The organism is Butyrivibrio sp. NC3005 (assembly GCF_000424545.1).
In the GTDB taxonomy this organism is placed as follows: Bacteria; Bacillota; Clostridia; order Lachnospirales; family Lachnospiraceae; genus Butyrivibrio.
Genome location: NZ_AUKC01000038.1, coordinates 18583 through 40322, shown reverse-complemented (window position 1 = coordinate 40322; position 21740 = coordinate 18583). Strand labels below are relative to the sequence as shown.

Annotated in this window: 17 protein-coding genes; 14 read left to right on the top strand and 3 right to left on the bottom strand. The window is 35.9% G+C overall.

Going from position 1 to position 21740, the window contains the following annotated elements:
- Nucleotides 1-583 precede the first annotated feature (583 nt).
- From pckA to G634_RS22125, 4 genes are all read left to right on the top strand, one after another.
- Complete coding sequence (gene pckA / locus G634_RS0110795) at nt 584-2197, top strand: phosphoenolpyruvate carboxykinase (ATP) (RefSeq protein ID WP_026505305.1); 1614 nt, start codon at nt 584-586, stop codon at nt 2195-2197.
- Nucleotides 2198-2347: 150 nt separating this feature from the next.
- Complete coding sequence (locus G634_RS0110790) at nt 2348-3724, top strand: MATE family efflux transporter (protein ID WP_026505304.1); 1377 nt, start codon at nt 2348-2350, stop codon at nt 3722-3724.
- Nucleotide 3725: 1 nt separating this feature from the next.
- Nucleotides 3726-4193, top strand: coding sequence for a restriction endonuclease (locus tag G634_RS18865; RefSeq protein ID WP_035799714.1), 468 nt, complete (start codon nt 3726-3728; stop codon nt 4191-4193).
- Nucleotides 4194-4467: 274 nt separating this feature from the next.
- Nucleotides 4468-4839, top strand: a complete 372-nt coding sequence (locus G634_RS22125) for an SPASM domain-containing protein (RefSeq protein WP_442855639.1) — start codon at nt 4468-4470, stop codon at nt 4837-4839.
- Nucleotides 4840-5189: 350 nt separating this feature from the next.
- On the opposite strand, the gene G634_RS0110775 is transcribed toward G634_RS22125, so the two are convergent.
- On the bottom strand, nt 5190-5426 hold the full coding sequence (locus G634_RS0110775; RefSeq protein WP_026505302.1) for a hypothetical protein: 237 nt from the start codon (nt 5424-5426) through the stop codon (nt 5190-5192).
- Nucleotides 5427-5585: 159 nt separating this feature from the next.
- Between G634_RS0110775 and G634_RS0110770 the strand changes: the two genes are divergently transcribed.
- Entirely contained in the window at nt 5586-6218 is a 633-nt protein-coding gene (locus G634_RS0110770) for an ATP-binding cassette domain-containing protein (RefSeq protein ID WP_026505301.1), read from the top strand.
- Nucleotides 6219-6221: 3 nt separating this feature from the next.
- Entirely contained in the window at nt 6222-6929 is a 708-nt protein-coding gene (locus G634_RS0110765) for an ABC transporter permease (RefSeq protein ID WP_026505300.1), read from the top strand.
- Nucleotides 6930-7767: 838 nt separating this feature from the next.
- Here the strand turns inward: G634_RS0110765 and G634_RS0110760 are convergent.
- Nucleotides 7768-9696: an NAD(+) synthase gene (locus G634_RS0110760; RefSeq protein WP_026505299.1), complete on the bottom strand. Its 1929-nt coding sequence runs from the start codon at nt 9694-9696 to the stop codon at nt 7768-7770.
- A gap of 250 nt (nt 9697-9946) precedes the next feature.
- Nucleotides 9947-11359: an amidophosphoribosyltransferase gene (gene purF / locus G634_RS0110755; protein ID WP_026505298.1), complete on the bottom strand. Its 1413-nt coding sequence runs from the start codon at nt 11357-11359 to the stop codon at nt 9947-9949.
- 537 nt (nt 11360-11896) lie between these two features.
- Here purF and G634_RS0110750 point away from each other — a divergent pair.
- The 8 genes from G634_RS0110750 (at nt 11897) to G634_RS0110715 (ending at nt 21724) form a co-directional block, all read left to right on the top strand.
- Nucleotides 11897-12964 carry a GntR family transcriptional regulator gene (locus tag G634_RS0110750; RefSeq protein WP_035799712.1) on the top strand — a complete coding sequence of 356 codons (1068 nt, stop codon included), beginning with the start codon at nt 11897-11899 and terminating at the stop codon, nt 12962-12964.
- A 17-nt stretch (nt 12965-12981) separates the two neighbouring features.
- The gene (locus G634_RS0110745) at nt 12982-14574 is read left to right on the top strand and encodes a xylulokinase (protein WP_026505296.1); all 1593 of its coding nucleotides are present in this window, start codon (nt 12982-12984) and stop codon (nt 14572-14574) included.
- Nucleotides 14575-14650: 76 nt separating this feature from the next.
- Nucleotides 14651-15358: an L-ribulose-5-phosphate 4-epimerase gene (locus tag G634_RS0110740; RefSeq protein ID WP_026505295.1), complete on the top strand. Its 708-nt coding sequence runs from the start codon at nt 14651-14653 to the stop codon at nt 15356-15358.
- A 171-nt stretch (nt 15359-15529) separates the two neighbouring features.
- Nucleotides 15530-16360, top strand: a complete 831-nt coding sequence (locus G634_RS0110735) for a transketolase (protein WP_026505294.1) — start codon at nt 15530-15532, stop codon at nt 16358-16360.
- Nucleotides 16361-16404: 44 nt separating this feature from the next.
- Nucleotides 16405-17346: a transketolase family protein gene (locus G634_RS0110730; RefSeq protein WP_026505293.1), complete on the top strand. Its 942-nt coding sequence runs from the start codon at nt 16405-16407 to the stop codon at nt 17344-17346.
- 170 nt (nt 17347-17516) lie between these two features.
- Nucleotides 17517-18167 (top strand): ribulose-phosphate 3-epimerase, encoded by a 651-nt coding sequence (rpe, locus tag G634_RS0110725; protein ID WP_330364812.1) that lies wholly within the window; start codon nt 17517-17519, stop codon nt 18165-18167.
- 163 nt (nt 18168-18330) lie between these two features.
- Complete coding sequence (locus tag G634_RS0110720) at nt 18331-20118, top strand: hypothetical protein (RefSeq protein ID WP_026505291.1); 1788 nt, start codon at nt 18331-18333, stop codon at nt 20116-20118.
- A gap of 223 nt (nt 20119-20341) precedes the next feature.
- The gene (locus G634_RS0110715; protein ID WP_026505290.1) at nt 20342-21724 is read left to right on the top strand and encodes a hypothetical protein; all 1383 of its coding nucleotides are present in this window, start codon (nt 20342-20344) and stop codon (nt 21722-21724) included.
- Nucleotides 21725-21740: the final 16 nt, after the last annotated feature.

Sequence of the window (21740 nt, the reverse complement as noted above, 5' to 3'; positions counted from 1 at the left end):
ATGACTTCTTGCTGAGATTTAGGATAATCATCAGCAAGAATCCTGCTTCGCAGGACAAAATTTCTCTTAACGACAAATTTTGGTCTGGTACGGTTCTTGATTTTCTTGATGAAAACAAGAACCTATAGATTCAGAGAAAAATTACCGATAACAATACGGCGAGGTGCTGTTATTTGCTTCAAAGTCAGCAAATATGCATCTGGCAGTATTCGGTTTATAATCAACATATTTGTCAGTTAATTTTATTAGACTATATTCATACTTCCGAATTGTTGCTGGCAATAGAGAAAAATGAATATATATATAGCTGTTTTGTATTTTGTTTACGCAAAAAACTTAAAGTTTGATAAAATTCATTGTTAAAATGATGACATTGTTCTTTGGGTAATGTATAATGTAGCGGAAAGGTTACAGTTCACAGAAAAAAGGAAGTGCTTTGCGCTGGCTTATAAACATGTGAATGTTGACATAAAAGACTGGGTTACCAATCGATGTGTTTGTTACGCAACAAAAGCCCTAAGGCAGATGTTAGATTATGTAACCGAGATAGAGATTCTTATCCAATATAAGGAGGCTTTTTAGGATGAGCAAGGTAGATTTAAGCAAGTATGGAATTACGGGAACAACTGAAATTGTGTACAATCCATCTTATGATGCTTTGTACGAGGAGGAATTAAAATCTTCTCTTGAAGGCTATGAAAAGGGTCAGGAAACAGAGCTTGGCGCTGTTAATGTTATGACTGGTATCTACACAGGTAGATCCCCTAAGGATAAGTTCATTGTTATGGACGAGAATTCAAAGGACACTGTATGGTGGACTTCTGATGAGTACAAGAATGATAACCACCCAGCATCTCAGGAAGCTTGGGAAGCAGTAAAGGAAATCGCAAAGAAGGAGCTTTCTAATAAGCGTCTTTTCGTTGTTGATGCATTCTGCGGTGCTAACAAAGATACTCGTATGGCAGTTCGTTTCATCGTTGAAGTTGCTTGGCAGGCACATTTCATCAGAAATATGTTCATTAAGCCAACAGCTGAAGAAGAAGCAAACTTCGAGCCAGATTTTGTAGTATACAACGCTTCCAAAGCTAAAGTTGAGAACTACAAGGAACTTGGTCTTAACTCTGAGACAGCTGTAGTATTCAATATCACAAGCCGTGAGCAGGTTATCATCAATACATGGTACGGCGGAGAAATGAAGAAGGGTATGTTCTCTATGATGAACTATTACCTTCCTCTTAAGGGCATCGCTTCCATGCACTGCTCTGCTAATACAGATAAAGAAGGAAAGAATACCGCTATCTTCTTTGGTCTTTCTGGAACAGGTAAGACAACTCTTTCAACAGATCCTAAGAGACTTCTTATCGGTGATGATGAGCACGGTTGGGATGACAACGGTGTATTCAACTTCGAAGGTGGTTGCTATGCTAAGGTTATCGGACTTGATAAGGATTCCGAGCCTGATATCTACAACGCAATCAGAAGAGATGCTCTTCTTGAGAACGTAACAGTAGCAGAAGATGGAAAGATTGATTTTGATGATAAGAGCGTAACAGAGAATACTCGTGTATCTTATCCAATTGATCATATTGAGAACATTGTTCAGAAGGTTAATCCTGTATCTGCAGGTCCTGATGCTCAGAACGTTATTTTCCTTTCAGCTGATGCTTTCGGAGTACTTCCTCCAGTATCAATCCTTACACCTGAGCAGACAAAGTACTACTTCTTGTCAGGATTCACAGCTAAGCTTGCAGGAACAGAGCGTGGTATTACAGAGCCTACTCCTACATTCTCAGCTTGCTTCGGACAGGCATTCCTTGAGCTTCATCCTACAAAGTATGCTGAAGAGCTTGTTAAGAAGATGGAGAAGTCCGGCGCTAAGGCTTACCTTGTAAACACAGGTTGGAATGGAACAGGTAAGAGAATCACAATCAAGGATACACGTGGTATCATTGATGCTATTCTTTCTGGAGATATCAAGAAGGCTCCTACAAAGAAGATTCCTATGTTCGATTTCGAAGTTCCAACAGAGCTTCCAGGAGTTGATTCTAAGATTCTTGATCCTCGTGATACATATGCTGATGCTTCCGAATGGGAGACAAAGGCAAAAGATCTTGCTGCAAGATTCATCAAGAACTTTGCTAAGTATGAAGGAAATGAAGCTGGTAAGGCACTTGTTGCAGCTGGTCCTAAGCTTTAATTCTATATCTGCATATGAAAAAAGCTATTAGTGTTTTGGATATTTGATAGATATTAAGTAGCTTAAAGTAGTTACCCCGCATATATTAGGTATATGTGGGGTAATTTTGTTGTGAAAAACACGCAAATATTTATAAAAAGAGAAAAATAAATGATTCGAATTGATAAAGATTATTATAAAAAAGTTATGCTGATAGCAGTACCTATCATGATTCAGAACGGAATAACCAATTTTGTAAACATGCTGGATAATATCATGGTAGGAAAAATTGGAACGGAACAGATGACAGGTGTATCTATTATAAATCAGATGATGCTGGTCTATAACCTGATGATATTCGGTGGAATGGCAGGAATAGGAATATATACCGCTCAGTACGCAGGAAAAAAAGACAATGAAGGAATTCGAATTACAGTAAGAATGAAGATAATACTTGCAGCAATTCTTTCTGCAATAGGACTTATTATTTTCCTGACAAACGGAGTGAGTCTGGCTTCATTATGGCTTACAGGAAAAGAAGGCGGAGTAGACCGTGTTCTAACAATGGAAGCTGCAAGGCAGTATCTACTGATAATATGCGTCGGCCTTATTCCTTTTGCGCTGTCACAGATATGTTCCGGTACACTTAGAGAAAATGGTGAGACAGTAGTTCCTATGATAGCAGGAATAGTAGCTGTGGTAGTGAATCTTACAGGAAACTATGTTCTTATATATGGTAAATTTGGCGCACCTGTATTAGGAGTAGCAGGAGCTGCAATTGCAACCGTGCTTTCGAGATTTATAGAACTTATGTATGTGCTCATATGGATGATGAAGAATACTTCAAAATATCCTTTCCTTGTAGGAATATTTGCAAAGTTTTATATACCTTTGGATTTAGCAAAATCTATTATGATAAAAGCTTTTCCGCTGCTTTTGAATGAAACATTATGGTCACTTGGTCAAACAACTTTAAGTCAGCAGTATTCAACTCTTGGAAGCAATGTAGTAGCTGCATTTAATATCAGCAGTACCATTTCTAATGTATTTAACATTGCATTTATAGCAATGGGTGAATCAATAGCAGTTTTATTAGGTCAAGAGCTTGGAACAGGAAAGCTTGGCAATGTGAAAAAGAATGCAAATAGATTAGCGGTATTTTCAATAATACTATGCCTTATATCGGGAACAGGACTTTTTCTGATATCACCATTTTTCCCGCATATCTATAACACAGGCAATGATATCAGAAAAATCGCAACAGGTTTGATTAGAATAAGCGCAGTGTTTATGCCGGTTTATGCTTATGAGAATGCATCTTACTTTACACTCCGCTCAGGTGGAAAAACCTGGATTACATTCTTTTTTGACTGCGGATTCGTGTGGGTATGCTCTATTCCGGCCGCATTTTTATTGACGAGATTTTCTGGCTTTGGAATAATAGAGGTATATGTGTTAGTGCAGCTTGCAGATTTAATTAAAGCTGCAATAGGATATTTTATGGTTAGAAGTGGTATATGGATTCAAAACCTTGCTCGGGAGATTTGATATGACACAAAATGAGAGAATATATATCATTTTGCTTTTACTTGCAATTAGCTTCGGCGTGTTTATTTATTTTTTGGAAAAATGGAAAAGAAAAAGACCGGCTCAAATGGATGAACTCGACGGTCATGACTTCGAATACTATTGTGCAGAACTGTTAAGGATTTGCGGATATAAATCTGTGGAAGTTACTAAAGGTTCAGGCGATTTCGGTGCAGATATTTTGTGTGAAAAAGATGGAGTGAGCTATGCTATTCAGTGCAAATGCTACGAAACATCAGTAGGCGTTCATGCTGTTCAGGAGATTTATGCCGGAAAAGATTATTATGATAAAATGGTAGGCGTTGTAATGAGCAACCAGTATTTTACAAAGCCAGCTGTCCAAATGGCAAAAAAGCTGAATATAATGCTGTTTGACAGAGATTGTATGAAGAAGATGATTTCATCAGCGTCGATGAAAAAGGCGGGGTAAAACAAGAACCTATAGATTTTTGTCACTGCGCTCCAAAAACTACGCAAACTGGCCATTTGAAAAGGCTTCGCCTTGGAACAGTTTGCCACTTGACTTTTGTTCTCACGAAACTCGCAGTAAATGCGAGTTTCTAAATGAAATTGACATAAGTCATACCTTCCTGCTACACAGATATTGCTACTAACATTATGCGTTCTGTATATTTTATTATGATTAATATAAAGTATGAATATTTGCAAAAAATATTTACAAATTATATGATTTACGTTAATATATCATTGATTGTAGTAGACCTTTAAAATGTTCTGAATCATCCTATAGTATGGTGATCCATCATGACGGCATATTGTATCCATGCTGTTCGCCGGCGGTATTTGATACAATCCTTAAAATAGGTTCTATACGAGATTACTCATTAGATGAATTAAAGGATAAACTTTACAAAAACATTTTAATTTATATTATAAAAAAGGAAGGACCAGGTTGGTTTTATAACCAGTTACAAAAGAAAGGTATAACTTCATATGATAAACCTTATATCTCCACATGTCATTTATGCCACGAACTATTTAAGGATAGTTTTGTTATAGAATTATTAAAAAATGAAATTAATGAATATCACGAAAAAATGCTATCAAAAATATGAAGACGATTCTTATGAAATGTTGAAATATGATGACAAAATAATCGTTAGAAATAAAAAATCTAATCAATACTTTGAAACAATGGAATTGGAAAAATACAATCTTCCATGGAGAGTATATCACTCTTCTATATGTAATCGTCGTATCAGTATTCGATTAATGATTGTTTTTATTTTTTTCATAATTAATATTGTTTTCTATTTTATTCCACACATGGATTGTAACTTAAACTTGTTTTACTTTACCGTATATTCAACAATCTACTCGCTTATTCAAGTTTTTTTTCATGAAACATTTCATGTGTTGGCATTGCATAAAACTGGGCGAAACATCGATAAAATGGGTTTTAAATTTAATTATATATTTCCTTCTTTCTATGTACGAATGAATCAAATGTATATGCTTTCTGATTATGAAAAAATGTATATTCATTCGGCGGGACTTTTTTTAATTGTATTTCAAACGGATTTTTATTGATAATCAGCTCAGTCTTTGGGTTTAATACTCTGAATGTCATTGCACGCTTTTTCGTTATAGGCATCTTGATGAATATCTTTCCAGTTTTAAATTCTGATGGATATAAAATCATGCTTACATTTCTTTCTTACAATGAGCATAAGAAAAAAAATAAGAATAGAGGCTTAATAAAAATATTTAGTTATCTAAATATTGTCATAAGCATTATATATTTCTTTTCATATTTTTCATAAATGCTTAATGCCCATTATTAACTAAGGAGTTAAGAATCATGGAATTAATTAATTATTCTCTTGAAGTAGGGAATCGCTTACTAATAGAAGAAACTAATTTAATATTTGAACAAGGCAAAATCAACCATTTGCTTGGAAACAATGGTGTAGGAAAGTCATGCTTTGCAAAATCTTGTGCAAATATCCTTCCTCACAAGGGAACGATAAAACAAGCAAATGATTTAGTGGTAATCGGAAGTTATAGTAATATTCCTTTAGATTTCACATTAAACAATATCATAGATATAATAAAAAAAGAGCATTCTCAAAAGGACATTGATGAGATCATTTCTTTACTTAATTTTGATAATATTTCAAAGAACATCCGAATAAAACAGTTAAGCGATGGGCAAAAACAAAAAATAAAGTTGCTCTTTTTTTTGATATCAAAGCCCAATAATATTATTTTGGACGAATTTACTTCTTCTCTTGATAAAAGCAGTTCATTTGAACTATATTCTTTTTTTAACAATTATGTCAACAATAAAAATGTAACATGTATTAATATAACTCATAATCTTGCTGATATGGAAAATATGCCAGGTGCATATTTCCTTTTATCTAATAAAAGGATTATTAAATATGATAATCCTAATGAAATCATTTCACGCTACATTAAAGGAGACTATTGAAAAATGGAGCTAAAAAGAACCATTAACAATAAAAGTTTTGTTTTTTGCATAACTACAGTTATATTATCTTTTTTACTCGGCTATTTTCTGTTAGTCGGTGTAGATAAAATCGATAATGTTACCAAACAACAGCTTATTTTCAGTATATATACTGTATTAACTCAATTTGGTAGAATGATTTTTCCTTTTATCGTTATCTATTCGTTTAGTGTAGATTATAAAGAAAAAAACATCTTAATTTATAAAAATTTAGGAATAAACGCAACTCAATATTTTTTATTAAAATTGTCATCCATGTTACTATGGTTTACTGTTGGAATACTATTAATAACATCAGCAATTTCATTGTTGTATAGTGATTTCTCACTTTTCGGAGTAAGTTTTATGTATTTCGAGAATGTTATGATATATATAATTATCATCTCGTCAATCATAGGTTTTTCCTTTAAAAATATGATTGTTGCATTTGGTATCAACCTTTTATTATGGGTTTTCTCAATTATTACTCTAACAGTAAATCCAAGAATATATTTTATGGCTTATTATGATGCTACAAATTTTCTTTACTTAGATTTTGAAAAATATTTGAGTTCTGCTAATTCTGATTTGCTTCATATTGAAACAAGTGTACTGTATAATGCAGTAGCTTTTATCATTTCGTTGATAATAGTTAAGATGACATCAAAAAAATGGCTAAGCTTCGGAGTTTGATTTTTTGATGAGCTATTTTATAGACTATGGAATCGAAAAGTATATTAGCACACTAAAATTACTACATAAGTTAAAATCAGCATTGTGGAGCATACCATGATATATAGAATAAATTCACCGAAAGTCTCTCGAAATGCTATGCAAGCTTTTCTGAAAGCTGTGCTTTAGACGCAGTTGAATCTCGTTTTGAAAGAGATGTACAACCTGGAGAAATCATTATCATAGATCAGAATGGACTTCGCAATATCACTACTCATTGCAATAAAGTACCTCACTCCATTTGTGTATTCGAATATATTTATTTTTCTCGTCTAATTTTTATTATTGAAGGAAAATCAGTTCATCAGGCACGTATAGAAGCGGGTCACTATCTGGCAAAAGAGCATCCAGTTGATGCAGACATTGTTATTGGTGTTCCTGACAGCGGACTTGATGCTGCAATCGGATATTCAGAATGTTCAGGTATTCATTACAGAATAGGTCTACTTAAAAATAAATACATAGGAAGAACCTTCATTGCTTGTAAGTATTCCATTCCTGAAATCTGCTGTGCGGCTTGCTTTAATGGCAAATATCCTACACAACTACCTCGCCAGACAGAAAAAAGAACCAATGCGGTATAATTTAAATAATTTTAAATTATACCATCTGCCATAGGTAGAGTACAAGGCGGCATCACTGATGTTTTGTAACCCAATAAGAACTAAAGTTTATAAACAGCTCTGCTCACGAAATATTACAAGCCATCAAAACTCATCTATAAAATACACAAAACAAAAAAGTATTACTTCTTGCTGAGATTTAGGATAAACAACAAGAAGTAATACTTTTTGTTGTTTTACAGTCTGTCCATCCAAATGCGTGAGCTTGCATCACTTGGCATTCTCAAATCGCCTCTAGGTGAAAGTGCTACAGAACCAACCTTTGGACCATCTGGAAGGCATGAGCGCTTAAATTGCTGTGAGAAGAATCGGCGATAAAAGTTCTTTAGCCATTTAAGGAGTGTTTCTTCATCATAATCACCTTCAAAAGTCCTTGCAGCAATTCGCAAAGTTTTTTCAGGAGTAAAACCGGCACGAAGTGAATAATAGAGATAGAAATCATGCAGTTCGTAAGGTCCAACAATATCTTCTGTTTTCTGTGAAATCTTACCATCTTCAGGTGGCAGTAGCTCAGGGCTTACAGGAGTATCGAGAATATCTCTTAATATGAAAGCAAGTTTGTCGTTTCCACAGGTATCAGCATAATATCCCACCAAATATCTTACAAGAGTCTTTGGAATAGAGGCATTAACTCCGTACATCGACATATGATCTCCGTTATAAGTAGCCCATCCAAGAGCAAGCTCGGATAAATCACCAGTACCGATGACAATTCCACCAGTTTTATTAGCAACATCCATAAGAACCTGAGTACGTTCTCTTGCCTGACCGTTTTCATAGGTTACATCATGAACGTTTATATCCTGACCGATATCTTTGAAGTGTTGGATAACAGAATCACTTATAGGAATCTCTTTAAGTGTTGCACCAAGAGTATTAGTAAGTTTGCAAGCGTTGTTATAGGTACGATCTGTAGTGCCAAAGGCAGGCATAGTAACAGATATGATTCCGCTTCTGTCAAGACCTAAGATATCGAAAGCTCTTGCACATACAAGGAGAGCCAAAGTGGAGTCAAGACCACCTGAAATTCCAAGAGTTACAGTTTTTATTCCGATATGTTCAATTCTCTTTACAAGACCCATAGCCTGCATCTTGAGAATTTCCTCACAGCGTTCATTTCTAAGCTGGATGTTTCCAGGTACAAATGGATGCTTGTCATATTGACGGCTAAGTGCAGTTTCCTCTTTTTCAAAAGAAAAATAAATATTGCAATAATTATTGTTGTCACAATCATAGTTAGGAAGATCGAAACTTCCAGAGGAGTATGTACTCATTTTTCTTCGTTCGAAAGAGAGTCTGTTTACATCTATTTCTGAAATTATTACATCATCTGTAAAAGGCTTGGATTCAGCAAGAATTGAGCCGTTCTCAGATATGAGTTTGTGACCGCCAAATACGAGATCTTGTGTAGATTCACCGCGTCCCGCAGAAGCATAGATATATCCGCAGATTAGTCTGGCGCTGTGGAGTGAAACGAGATTTTGACGGTAATTTGTTTTTCCTACCATCTCATTGGAAGCAGATAGGTTGGCGATAATGGTTGCTCCATTTAATGCGTGGAAAGTGCTAGGAGGGCATGGAACCCAGAGGTCTTCGCATAGTTCAGCTGATAGAACTACATGCTCCATATTCTCACAGGTGAAAAGAAGGTTCATTCCAAATGGAATATCCTGACCGTTAAAACGAATCATTTCATATTCAGGTTTTCCTTTGGCAAAATGTCTTCCTTCATAGAATTCGCCATATGTTGGAAGGTAGTGTTTAGGAACAAAACCCAGTATTTTTCCCTTATGAAGAACAGCACATACATTATAGAGCTTACTTTTTACTTCAAGAGGAAGACCGATGAATAAAACAGCATCAATAGAAGCTGTCTCATTGCATATCTTTATAAGATTGTTTCTTGCTTCTTCAAGAAGTACATCCTGAAGAAATAAATCGTGAACGGTATATCCTGTAATTGACAATTCTGGAAATACCATGATTTTAACATGAAGCTTACTAAGTTCATGTACCTTTTCTAATATCTTTTCTGTATTGTAAATGCAGTCTGCGACTTTTATGTTAGGAGTTATGGCTGCAACTTTTATAAAGCCGTCTTTCATAGCATGAGTTCCTTTCTATAGTGAGTATTATAGGTTCTTGTTTTCATCAGCAAAACAGGTAACCGTACTAGACCAAAATTTGTCGTCAAGAGAAATTTTGTCCTGCAAAGAAGTCAAAGATTTTTGTCACTTCGTTCTAAAAACATCATAACATTGAGAAAATGAAAAGACAATAGATAATGGTCAAAATGATTATTAAAAAGCAAAAAACTATGAAAAGAGCCATGGCTTAAATCCATGGCTTTAATATTTATTGATCGAATCTGTTTTTTTCTGTCTGGTGAGGTAGTGGAGTAGGATATTTACCATTAAAGCAAGCAGCGCAGCAGGTTTTAGGGTTTCTTCCTGGAAGCTTCATTGCATTCTCAATAGAAAGATATCCAAGAGAGTCTGCACCTATTTTCTCACAGATTTCAGGAATTGAATACTTGCAGGCAATAAGGTTTTCCTGAGAATCTACATCTGTTCCGTAGTAACAAGGATGTGTGAATGGAGGTGATGAAATACGCATATGAACTTCTTTTGCACCTGCTTCACGGACAAGATTAACAAGCTGGGCAGAAGTGGTTCCGCGGACGATGGAGTCGTCAACTAGAACGACGCGTTTGTCCTTTAATACGCTTCTTATCGGGTTAAGCTTTAAATGTACGAGAAGTTCACGCTCTTCTTGAGTTGGAGCAATGAAGGTTCTTCCTATGTATTTATTTTTAAGTAGACCTATTCTGTAAGGAATACCTGAACATTCTGAATATCCAATTGCAGCATCAAGTCCGCTGTCAGGAACACCAATAACAATGTCTGCATCTACAGGATGCTCTTTTGCCAGATAGTGACCGGCTTCTATACGGGCCTGATGAACTGATTTTCCCTCGATAATAGAATCCGGACGAGAGAAATAAATGTATTCGAATACACAAATGGAGTGAGGTACTTTATTGCAATGAGTAGTGATATTGCGAAGCCCATTCTGATCTATGATAATGATTTCTCCAGGTTCTACATCTCTTTCAAATCGAGCACCGACTGCGTCTAAAGCACAGCTCTCAGAAGCAAATACATAACTTCCATCAGGCATTATTCCATAGCAAAGAGGACGCATGCCATGAGGATCTCTTGCTGCGATAAGCTTGGAAGGAGACATCATTACTAGAGAGTATGCACCTTCGATTACTTCCATAGTAGCTTCAACTGCCTTTTCGATAGAAGGACACTTTAAACGATTTCTGGTAATTATGTAGGAAATAACTTCTGTGTCACTTGATGAATGAAAAATACATCCTGATAACTCTAGTTCTTTTCTAAGAGTATCAGAATTAGATAGATTACCGTTGTGACAAAGTGCCAACTGACCTTTGATATGTTTAACAACCATAGGTTGAGCATTTGCAACAGTAACAGAGCCGCTTGTTGAGTAGCGAACATGACCTACTGCAATATTTCCGGTGCCGAGTTTGTCGATTTGATCTTTAGAAAAAACTTCGTTTACGAGACCTAAACCTTTGTGATAATTAATAATGCGATCTTTATTAATCGCAATACCTGCGGATTCCTGTCCGCGATGCTGTAGTGAAACAAGACCATAGTAAACCATACTTGCAAGTCTAGTTTCTTTCGGAGAATAGATACCGAAAACGCCGCATTCTTCATGTAAAACCTGTTCCATTTTTTAATTTCCTTTCAGATATATGATATCTGCTATTGCCAAAAAGGCTACCATGGATATAATGCAATAATTTGACTGTTTAGTCAATAAAATTAATGCACGAAGTTTTGTTTTTTTATCGATTGGAATTATATACATGTGTCAAATTTACACTAATTGATACTTGAACATATAGTTCGTATGTGCTAAACAATATGTTTTTTTGATAAAAGCAGTCTGAGTGGAAATATTCCCTTGAATGTTGAGAATCAAGCATAGTTTTGCTATTATGCCAAAATTGTTCTAAGGAATTTTGTGAAAAGTCATTGCATATAAAAGTTATAAAACATAAGGTGTAACATTTTAACAAAAAAATGTTTACAAAAGTTCCATCAAATTGTATAGATACAAGTTTGATAAATTGTACATTTTTTTGACAATTATTTATTGACTATCGCTTCCGGTACAACTAAGATAAAGTAGTAGTGTTGCTGAATAATCATCTATAAAAGCATGAACAGTACAAGTTGAAATAACAAATACAAGTTGCGAGGCGTGATGTCAAAATATCAGGAAGTTGCAGGGTGGATTCTAGAGCAGATTGACAGTGGAGTATTGTCTGCTGGAAGCAAGATTCCTTCTGAAAATGAATTATGCGAAAAATTTCATATCAGTAGGCAGACTGTAAGACATGCTATTGCGAAATTGTCTAAAGAAGGTGTATTAAGAAGTGCTCAGGGAAGCGGTACTTATGTAGATGATTATAAGTTAAAACTCTCTAAGAGAATTGCAGTAGTCACAACCTATGTAGATGGGTATATTTTTCCAAAGACCATTCAGGGAATAGAATCTACACTCAAAGACTACGGATATTCTATGCAATTATCATTTACCAACAATACTTATGAAAGAGAACGTGAAATCTTAGAAAATCTGATAGCTCAGAAGGATACAGCGGGATTGTTGCTAGAGCCAACCAAAAGCGCTCTTCCGAGTCCGAACATCGATTTAATAAAAAAACTCGAAGAACAAGGAACTAGAATACTTCTTATCAACAGTTATTATCAACAGCTTCCTATTCCTCATGTGTCGCTTGATGATAAGAAATGCTCCTATCTTGCAGTGAAAGCGCTTATTGAAGCTGGTCACACAAAGATTGGATGCATATTAAAACTCGACGATGGACAGGGAAGAGAACGATATCTTGGATATCTTGAAGCTATGAAAGAAATGAATTTGGCTGTGGATGATAAATGGATAGTCTGGCTCGATACTGATGATTTGGGGAATATGGAGGAGAATACAGATAAGATAAAGCGCAGGATAAATGACTGCACAGCTCTGTTTATCTACAATGATCAAGTTGCTGTCGAAGTGATTTCCCTTTTACAAAAAAATGGAAAGAAGGTTCCGGATGATATGTCGATTGTCAGTATAGATGATTCCGATCTGGCTCATATGAATGGATTATCACTGGATTCTATACCACATCCAAAACAGGAACTCGGAGAAAAGGCAGCAGAGAATCTAATTCATCTAATACATAATTCTAGTTTTGATGCTACATGGAAATTTACAGAAACGTTGAATAAACGTGGTTCGATTAGAAATATAAAAAAGATTTGATTTTTTAGGAGGTATATATGTCAGACATAAAAAATGCAATAGCACAGGGCAAAACAGTGCTTGGAATCGAATTCGGTTCTACAAGAATTAAAGCTGTTCTTACAGACATGGAGCACAATCCAATTGCTTCTGGTGGACACACATGGGAGAACAGATTAGAGAATGGAGTATGGACTTATAGTCTTGAGGATATCTGGGGTGGACTTCAGGATTGCTATGCAAAGCTTCGTGAAGACGTAAAGAGCCGTTATGATGTCGAACTTACCACCATCGGCGCTATGGGATTTTCAGCAATGATGCATGGATATATGGCATTTGATAAAGCTGGAAATCTTCTGGTTCCTTTCCGTACATGGAGAAACTCTATTACAAGTGAAGCTTCTGAAAAGCTTACAAATCTTTTCGGATACCACGTACCACAAAGATGGAGCATTGCACATTTGTACCAGGCAATCCTTAATGGAGAAGAGCATGTTAAAGATATAGATTTCTTCACAACTCTTGCAGGATACATACACTGGCAGATGACAGGTGAAAAGGTAATCGGAATTGGCGATGGCTCCGGAATGTTCCCGATTGATTCTTCTATCAAAGATTACAACGAAAAGATGCTTGATCAGTTCGATGAACTTATAGCTGATAAGAATCTTCCATGGAAAATAAGAGATATTCTTCCAAAGAACCTTGTTGCAGGAGAAAAGGCAGGAGTTCTTACGAAGGAAGGCGCAAAGAAGCTTGATCCAAGCGGAAATCTTAAAGCAGGAGTTATGGTATGTCCTCCAGAAGGAGATGCCGGAACAGGAATGGTAGCTACAAATTCTGTAGCCAAGAGAACAGGTAACATTTCTGCAGGAACATCTGTTTTCTCAATGGTGGTATTGGAAAAGGATTTAAAGAAAGCTCATGAAGAACTTGACCTTGTTACAACACCAGATGGTGAGCAGGTAGCTATGGTACATGTAAATAACTGTACTTCTGATCTTAATGCATATGTAAATCTTTTCCGTGAATTTGCAAAACTTCAGGGAATGGATATAGATGATAATACTCTTTATGGAAGCCTGTATACAAATGCAATGACAGGCGATGCTGATTGTGGTGGACTTCTTGCATATAACTATGTTTCCGGAGAGAATATCACAGGATTTAACGAAGGACGTCCTTTGTTTGCACGTCGTCCGGATGCTAGGATGAACCTTGCAAACTTCATGAGAGCACATCTTTACAGTGCAGTTGCTGCGCTTAAGGCAGGAAATGACATTCTTATGAAGGAAGAAGGAGTTGTAGCTGACTATTTCTATGGACAGGGCGGATTCTTCAAGGTAAGAGGAGCTGGCGATAGAGTAATGGCAGCAGCACTTAATTCTGAGATTCGTATGATGGAGACAGCAGGAGAAGGTGGTCCATGGGGACAGGCAATTCTTGCATCCTATATGCTGGAAAAAGAAGATGGTGAAAGCCTTGAGTCCTATCTTGCAAACAAGGTATTTAAAGGCGGAAACGTTGAGAAGTGCGAACCTTTAAAGGAAGATGTAGAAGGATTTGATAAGTTTATGGAAGACTACAAGAACGGCTTAAAGATTGAAAGAGCCGCAGTAGAAAGCTTATAAAAATTTAAATAAAAGAGAAAGGAGAAGCTATTTCGTATTTTAGATTTGGTTCTAAATTGTAGTAGCAAAAAAAGAAGTGTTAGAAGAACTTAAAAAAAGAGTCTATGAAGCAAATATACTGCTTCCAAAGTATGGACTTGTAACATTTACATGGGGAAATGTTTCAGAATATGATCCTGAAACAAAGCTTTTCGTAATCAAACCAAGTGGTGTGAATTATGAAACCATGACAAGTGAAGATATGGTTGTTATGGATTTAAACGGCAACAAGGTTGAAGGAGATCTTAATCCATCTTCTGATACACCTACACACCTTGAAATATATAAGGCATGGGCTGATAAGGGAGTAAAGGGAGTTGTACACACTCATTCTTCCTATGCTACAAGTTTTGCTCAGGCCGGACGTGGAATTCCATGCTATGGAACAACACATGCTGACTATTTCTATGGAGAGATTCCATGTGCAAGATGCCTTACAAAACAGGAAATAGATGAGGCATATGAAGAGAATACAGGTCATCTTATTGTAAACGAGTTTGCTCGTCTTGATAAAGATCCTGTTGCATGTCCTGCAGTATTATGCAAAAACCATGGTGTATTTGCATGGGGTAAAGACGGATTTGATGCAGTTCACAACGCTGTCGTAACAGAAGAAGTTGCAAAGATGGCATATCGTTGTGAAGTAATTAATCCAAGAGTAATGCCGGCTCCACAAGAGCTTCAGGACAAGCACTACTATCGCAAGCATGGAGCAAATGCTTACTATGGTCAGGCAAAAAGATAATAAAAAATAAAAATATTTCATGGACTTATGTTTATATCTATGCTAAGTTGTATAGTGGTTGTGTCAATATAGACAAGTGTAATCTAATTGTAAAGTAACTTACTAATACAGTATCTATTACAGTATTTAATACTTGTTGCGATATACAGGTGTCGCAGAAAAGGAGATAATATGACTAACAAGGAACTTCAGAAAACAGCAAATGAAGTCCGCAAGGGCATTGTTACAGCGGTTCATGCAGCAGGTGCTGGTCACCCAGGCGGATCATTGTCCGCAGCAGATATCTTCACATATCTGTATTTTGAAGAAATGAACATTAATCCGGAGCAGCCAAAAGATCCAGATCGTGATCGTTTTGTTCTTTCAAAAGGTCATACAGCTCCAGGTCTTTACTCTGCAATGGCTCATAGAGGATATTTCCCAGTTGAAGAACTTACTACACTTCGTAAGCTTGGTTCCAGACTTCAGGGACATCCCAGCATGCAGTATCTTCCTGGACTTGATATGAGCAGTGGTTCTCTTGGACAGGGAATTTCAGTTGCTTGTGGAATGGCTCTTTCTGCAAAACTTGATAATAAAGATTACAGAACATATACACTTCTTGGTGATGGTGAGATTGAAGAAGGACAGGTTTGGGAGGCTGCAATGTTCGCAGGTTTCCGTAAGCTTGATAACCTTGTCGTTATCGTTGATAACAACAATCTTCAGATTGACGGACCTGTTGATCAGGTTTGCTCTCCATATCCTATAGACAAAAAGTTCGAGGCATTTAACTTCCACGTTATCAACGTCTCTGCACATGACTTTGATGAATTAAGAGCTGCATTTGCAGAGGCTAGACAGACAAAAGGTCAGCCAACAGCTATTATTGCTCACAGCGTTAAGGGTAAGGGTGTTTCCTTCATGGAAAATCAGGTATCTTGGCATGGTGTTGCACCTAATGATGAGGAATATGCTAAGGCAATGGAAGATCTTGATAAGATTGGAAAAGCATTAGACTGATACAATAACGTTACGTGTTGATAATGGTATACCAGGAGGTTGAAATGAGCGAAGTAAAGAAGATTGCTACTAGAGATAGTTATGGTAAAGAACTTATAGAACTTGCTAAAGAAAACGATAAAGTAGTAGTTCTTGATGCTGATCTTGCAGCAGCTACAAGAACAGGTTGGTTTAAGAAGGAATTCCCTGATCGTCATATCGATTGCGGTATTGCTGAATGTAACATGATGGGAATAGCAGCTGGACTTGCAACAACAGGTAAGATTCCTTTCGTAAGCACATTTGCAATGTTCGCAACAGGACGTGCATTTGAACAGGTACGTAACTCAATTGGATATCCACACCTTAATGTTAAGATTGGTGGAACACATGCAGGTATTACAGTAGGCGAAGACGGAGCAAGCCACCAGTGTAATGAAGATCTTGCACTCATGCGTACAATTCCAGGTATGGTAGTTATGTGCCCTGCAGATGATATAGAGGCAAGAGCATGTGTAAGAGCAGCTGCTGAGCATGTTGGACCTGTATATATTCGTTTTGGACGTGCGGCATGCCCTATCGTAAATGACAGACCTGATTACAAATTTGAGCTCGGAAAAGGAACAGTCCTTCGCGAAGGAACAGATGTAAGCATTATAGCAACTGGTATTGGCGTTGGAGCTGCTCTTGAGGCAGCAGAGAAGCTTGCTGCAGATGGAGTAAGCGCAGAAGTAATCAACATCTGCACAATCAAGCCTATCGATAGAGAACTTGTAGTTGCAACAGCTAAGAAGACTGGCAAGGTTGTAACAGTTGAAGAGCACTCTGTAATCGGAGGACTTGGAAGTGCTGTTTGTGATGTTCTTTCTGAGGAATGTCCTACAGTTGTAAAGAAAATCGGTATGCAGGATAGATACGGTGAATCTGGACCAGCTGCAGCACTTGTCAAGAAATATGGCCTTGATGGCGATGGTGTTTATGCATCAGTTAAAGAGTTTCTGAAGTGATTTAATAAAAAAGGTTTTATAGCCAAAACATGATTTGTTATTGTGATTTTTTCAGAAGCTTGCATTAATTGGGAGTTATGTGAGAATATAATCAGTGGCAAATTCATGTTTTGGGCTTTAAGCCTCTATGTTTTTGTGACTATAATAAAAAAGTTTCCGGAAGGATGAAAATGAACATACTCTCGCCATCAATTTTATCAGCTGATTTCACTAGATTAGGACAGCAGATAAGCGCCTGTACAATGGCAGGTGCACAGTATATCCACATTGATGTTATGGATGGATTATTCGTTCCGTCTATTTCATATGGATTACCAGTAATTAAGAGCATTCGCTCATGTACAGATGCAGTTTTTGACGTGCATCTGATGATAAATGACCCGATTCGTTACATTGATGAATTTGCATCGATAGGCTCAGATATCATAACCTTTCATCAAGAGGCGACTCCAGACCCGGGAGCAGTTATCGACCGCATTCATCGCAATGGCAAAAAGGCAGCAATGGCAATTAAACCACATACGACTTTAGATGTATTAGAGCCATTTCTTGATAACCTGGATATGATACTTGTAATGAGTGTTGAGCCAGGATTTGGTGGACAGATTTACAAAGAGTCCAGTACTGAGAAAATCAGAAATGTTAGACAAATGTTAGATAAAAGAGGTTTGTACAACGTAGATATCGAAGTAGATGGAGGTGTTAATCTTAATAACTTATCCATGATATTGGATGCGGGCGCAAACGTTATAGTTGCAGGTTCTGCAATTTTTAAAGGAAGTATAGATATTAATACGCGTGCTTTTCTTGCGGAAATGTAATAGAGTAATATTTTTGCAAAAAGAGTCGTGACAAAAGCTTGTTTGAAAAATAAGTTTTTGTCACGGCTCTTTTTGCATGATGGGTTTTCAGACGAAGAATATTATGCTATAACAGTAAAAAATGTAAAGTACACCTCGGGTTATAGTTAAGGACAGAATCGTGATGAAACAAAGATATACGAGCTTTAATCAGGTAATTAAAAAAAACATCAATAAAGACGAAATGCAATTAGAAAAGTTGTGCGAAGGAATTTTGACGAATTCTTATATGTACAATATTTTCACAGAGCAAAGAAAAATTGATTATATTACCAGGCGTAGGTTGATAGACCGTGCGAATATAAATGAAGAGTTTTTGGAAGAGTATCTTACTAAAGATGAATATCATAGTATGAAAAAGAGTTATGAAATTATAGATTTGATGGAAACTCGAAATTATAGTAAAGCAGAATATAGTCTTGAAAGATTATTTGAGAAAACAAATGAACAGGATAAATGTATGATGCAGTTTTGCAAGGATATCAGCGCTAGACTGAAAAACAGAGGTAACTGCAATCCCAAGGAAATGTATAAGACATATCGTGAGATTATCAGCTTGACTGTCAAAAAAGAGTATATCCATGATACAAAAAATGCGTGTTTATCAACTATAGAATATTATTATTTAATCTGGTTTAACTATTATAATGTCCAAAGAACTGAAGATGAAATAAGCTATTGTAAGGCGCTCAATGAATTTTGGAATCTGGTAATTGACATACATAATAAGAAAAATGGCTCATCCCTAGTTAGAATACTTCCTATGGCTGTGTGTAAATTCTATGAAAGCGTGAAGACAAAAGAAGATATAATTCTCATGGCTAGATTGTGGGAATACACAGAAGTTGCTATAAAAGAACTGTTACAAGCTAAGAAAATATATTATCTGATTGAGCTGATATCAGTCAGGCTGGAAATAGCAGCTAATATAAGAAGACGGTATGCAGAAAAAAATTTCGAAGAGCGTATAAGAGATTTGATAATAAAGCTTAATAGGCAATATAACATTGGTCCAATAGATATGAGTGGGTATATCTATAGAAGTGATTGTATAAATGAAGTTTCAGATGCAATTCTATCAAGATGTGACTTGATGAATATTACAAGAAAAGATTTGATAGATGGAGTATGTTCTCTTAGAACACTTCAGAGATTGATGAAAGGAAATGTTAAACCTCAGAAATATACTCTGGAATGCTTGTTCGATAAAGTAAGGATAAATGGCGGTTATATACGTGCAGAGTTAGTTATAGATAAATTTGGTGTTATTGATATATTGAAGAGATGTCAAGAAGCACTTAATCAATACGATAACGTAAAAGCTAGAGAAATATTGGAGGAATTAAAAAAAGAAGTAGACATTGAAGATATTAATAACAGACAGGTTATTATCAGGCTACAAAGCGCTGTAGATTATCGTGATAAAAAAATAAGTTGCGAAGAATATTGTGATAAATTGTTAGAAGCAATTTCATTAACTATTGGTGATAACATAGAGAGAATTACAGATAATACATATCTTACAGTGTCCGAACTTAAGACATTGTATAACTATGCTATGCAAACTAAAAATATGCAATTGGGGAAAATACTTCTGGAAAACTGTAAAAATAAAATTACAGAGTATTATATGTCCTGCCTGATAGGAAAGTGGTATGCAAGCGAACTTGGAAATAGACATGAATTTCAGGAATCAGACCAGTGTTTTAAAAAAATAATATATGATTCTCTAAGGATGTATAATTCATGGCCACTTCCTGAATGTATGTATAATTTAATGTGGAATGAGGAAGAAAAGAAAGGCACGCAGGGTATCAGGAAGTATGATCAGGACAAACTTCAGGAATGTATAGATCTGGCGGTATTGTCAAGTAATGAATTTGCCAAAGAGTTCTATCTGAAAAAACGTTAGAACAAAAACAATGGAAGCGAAATAAAAGTGACATAGTTGTGTAATGAAATTACACAACTATGTCACTTTTATTTCGCTTGGGTTAGTATTAGAATAATATTCATGATAGCAAATTTCATTAGAAATAGGCTATCCGTAACCGGCACGATTTATATTTTTTAAAGAGGAAGATAGCTGCAATGGTGTAGCAGGAAGCCATTGCAGCTATTTAATAGGGGGCAATATGAACAAGTATCTGTTTAAAGCAATTTTTAGAGATAAATTTAGAAATATAATTTTGATGGTCTTAGTATTGTTTTGTGTAATAGCATCCTCAATAGTTTTTGATAACAATAAGCCGTTAAGTAAAGATGAGTTGATATACAAAAATCTTGGAGAGCTGCAGTATGGAAAGAGTATGTATGAAGGGATGCAGGAGTTTATAGATAGCGCATCAATTGATAAAAATGAAAAAAAAGGACAAATAGAGTATAGAAAATTCACTAAATGGGCTTATGAAAGAAATGAAAAAAATCTTGAAATGCTAAAAAATGGCAAATATTTTACCAAAGAGTATCAGGCTGAGTTAAAGAAATACGAGTTATTGGCAGATTTTTTTTGCTTGCAGCGTGATTCAGATGTCCATCAAAAGACAGTGGCACAGGCGTGTGATGCTGAGATGAAGAAATATAATGATTACCTGCAAATTGATAAATTACCATTCGATTATAAGTGGTTTCCATATGTGCCACAGACAAGTGATATGAGAACTCTTTATAATCAGGCAAATGGAAATTATATTTTACAAGCAAAACTACTGTTTTCAAGTATAGAGAACGGCATAATAGATTATTCCACCAAGTCGCCATATGTATTTCTTTCGACAGTGCTAGGAGATATTACAGGATTTTCTGTGGTATTATCTTTGATTATTTTGTTTTTCTCCGTTTCGATTGTTATGAAGTGGAAGAACCAAAAGAGCTTTTATTGTGTTTGCAATATGAATGCTACGAATAGTAGTTTTTTTAATAAGTATTTAAAAAATATAATGTTATTTTTGATTCTGATATTTACTGTAAGTATTGGAGCTTTTTCTATCTATTGGATAAAAGAAGGCGGACTAGAAGGAGTAAGAAGTTTAACACCGTATGCAGCAGAAAACTTTAAAAGCTTTAAGACTTTCGATCATCTGCCAATGTTTAACAGACTTGGTATAAGTAAGATGTACTATGATTACTATTTTGATTGGGGCAATGAAGCGTCAATAGATTCTGGAACAAGACATCCATATGCAATTATGAAAGTATGGCAGCTTTTCCTTTTATTCGGAATTCTAGCTTTTATCAAGACACTGTTTTATACACTGATAGGAGCAGGAATAGGATTTATATTTGTTGACAAGAGCAAAATAGTAATAAGTGGATTAGCAGTAGGAGTAATAAGCTTGGTATCACAGCTTTATTTTACTAAGTTGAAATATAATCCTTTCAGTGTCGGCAACTGTTTAGAGACGACAATGGGAGGACAGGGAATGACATGGCTTAATGCGATGGTGGTACTAATAATATCAATCATTGTATTATACGCTGGAACAGTATTGGTAATAAGGAATAAGGATGTTTGCTAAGTTAGAAAGGCACCGA

Bases quoted from the DNA above. Each gene is read 5' to 3' on its own strand.
- pckA (WP_026505305.1), top strand. From the start codon at position 584: ATGAGCAAGGTAGATTTAAGCAAGTATGGAATTACGGGAACAACTGAA.
- G634_RS0110790 (WP_026505304.1), top strand. From the start codon at position 2,348: ATGATTCGAATTGATAAAGATTATTATAAAAAAGTTATGCTGATAGCA.
- G634_RS18865 (WP_035799714.1), top strand. From the start codon at position 3,726: ATGACACAAAATGAGAGAATATATATCATTTTGCTTTTACTTGCAATT.
- G634_RS0110775 (WP_026505302.1), bottom strand. From the start codon at position 5,426: ATGATTTTATATCCATCAGAATTTAAAACTGGAAAGATATTCATCAAG.
- G634_RS0110770 (WP_026505301.1), top strand. From the start codon at position 5,586: ATGGAATTAATTAATTATTCTCTTGAAGTAGGGAATCGCTTACTAATA.
- G634_RS0110765 (WP_026505300.1), top strand. From the start codon at position 6,222: ATGGAGCTAAAAAGAACCATTAACAATAAAAGTTTTGTTTTTTGCATA.
- G634_RS0110760 (WP_026505299.1), bottom strand. From the start codon at position 9,696: ATGAAAGACGGCTTTATAAAAGTTGCAGCCATAACTCCTAACATAAAA.
- purF (WP_026505298.1), bottom strand. From the start codon at position 11,359: ATGGAACAGGTTTTACATGAAGAATGCGGCGTTTTCGGTATCTATTCT.
- G634_RS0110750 (WP_035799712.1), top strand. From the start codon at position 11,897: ATGTCAAAATATCAGGAAGTTGCAGGGTGGATTCTAGAGCAGATTGAC.
- G634_RS0110745 (WP_026505296.1), top strand. From the start codon at position 12,982: ATGTCAGACATAAAAAATGCAATAGCACAGGGCAAAACAGTGCTTGGA.
- G634_RS0110735 (WP_026505294.1), top strand. From the start codon at position 15,530: ATGACTAACAAGGAACTTCAGAAAACAGCAAATGAAGTCCGCAAGGGC.
- G634_RS0110730 (WP_026505293.1), top strand. From the start codon at position 16,405: ATGAGCGAAGTAAAGAAGATTGCTACTAGAGATAGTTATGGTAAAGAA.
- rpe (WP_330364812.1), top strand. From the start codon at position 17,517: ATGAACATACTCTCGCCATCAATTTTATCAGCTGATTTCACTAGATTA.
- G634_RS0110720 (WP_026505291.1), top strand. From the start codon at position 18,331: ATGAAACAAAGATATACGAGCTTTAATCAGGTAATTAAAAAAAACATC.
- G634_RS0110715 (WP_026505290.1), top strand. From the start codon at position 20,342: ATGAACAAGTATCTGTTTAAAGCAATTTTTAGAGATAAATTTAGAAAT.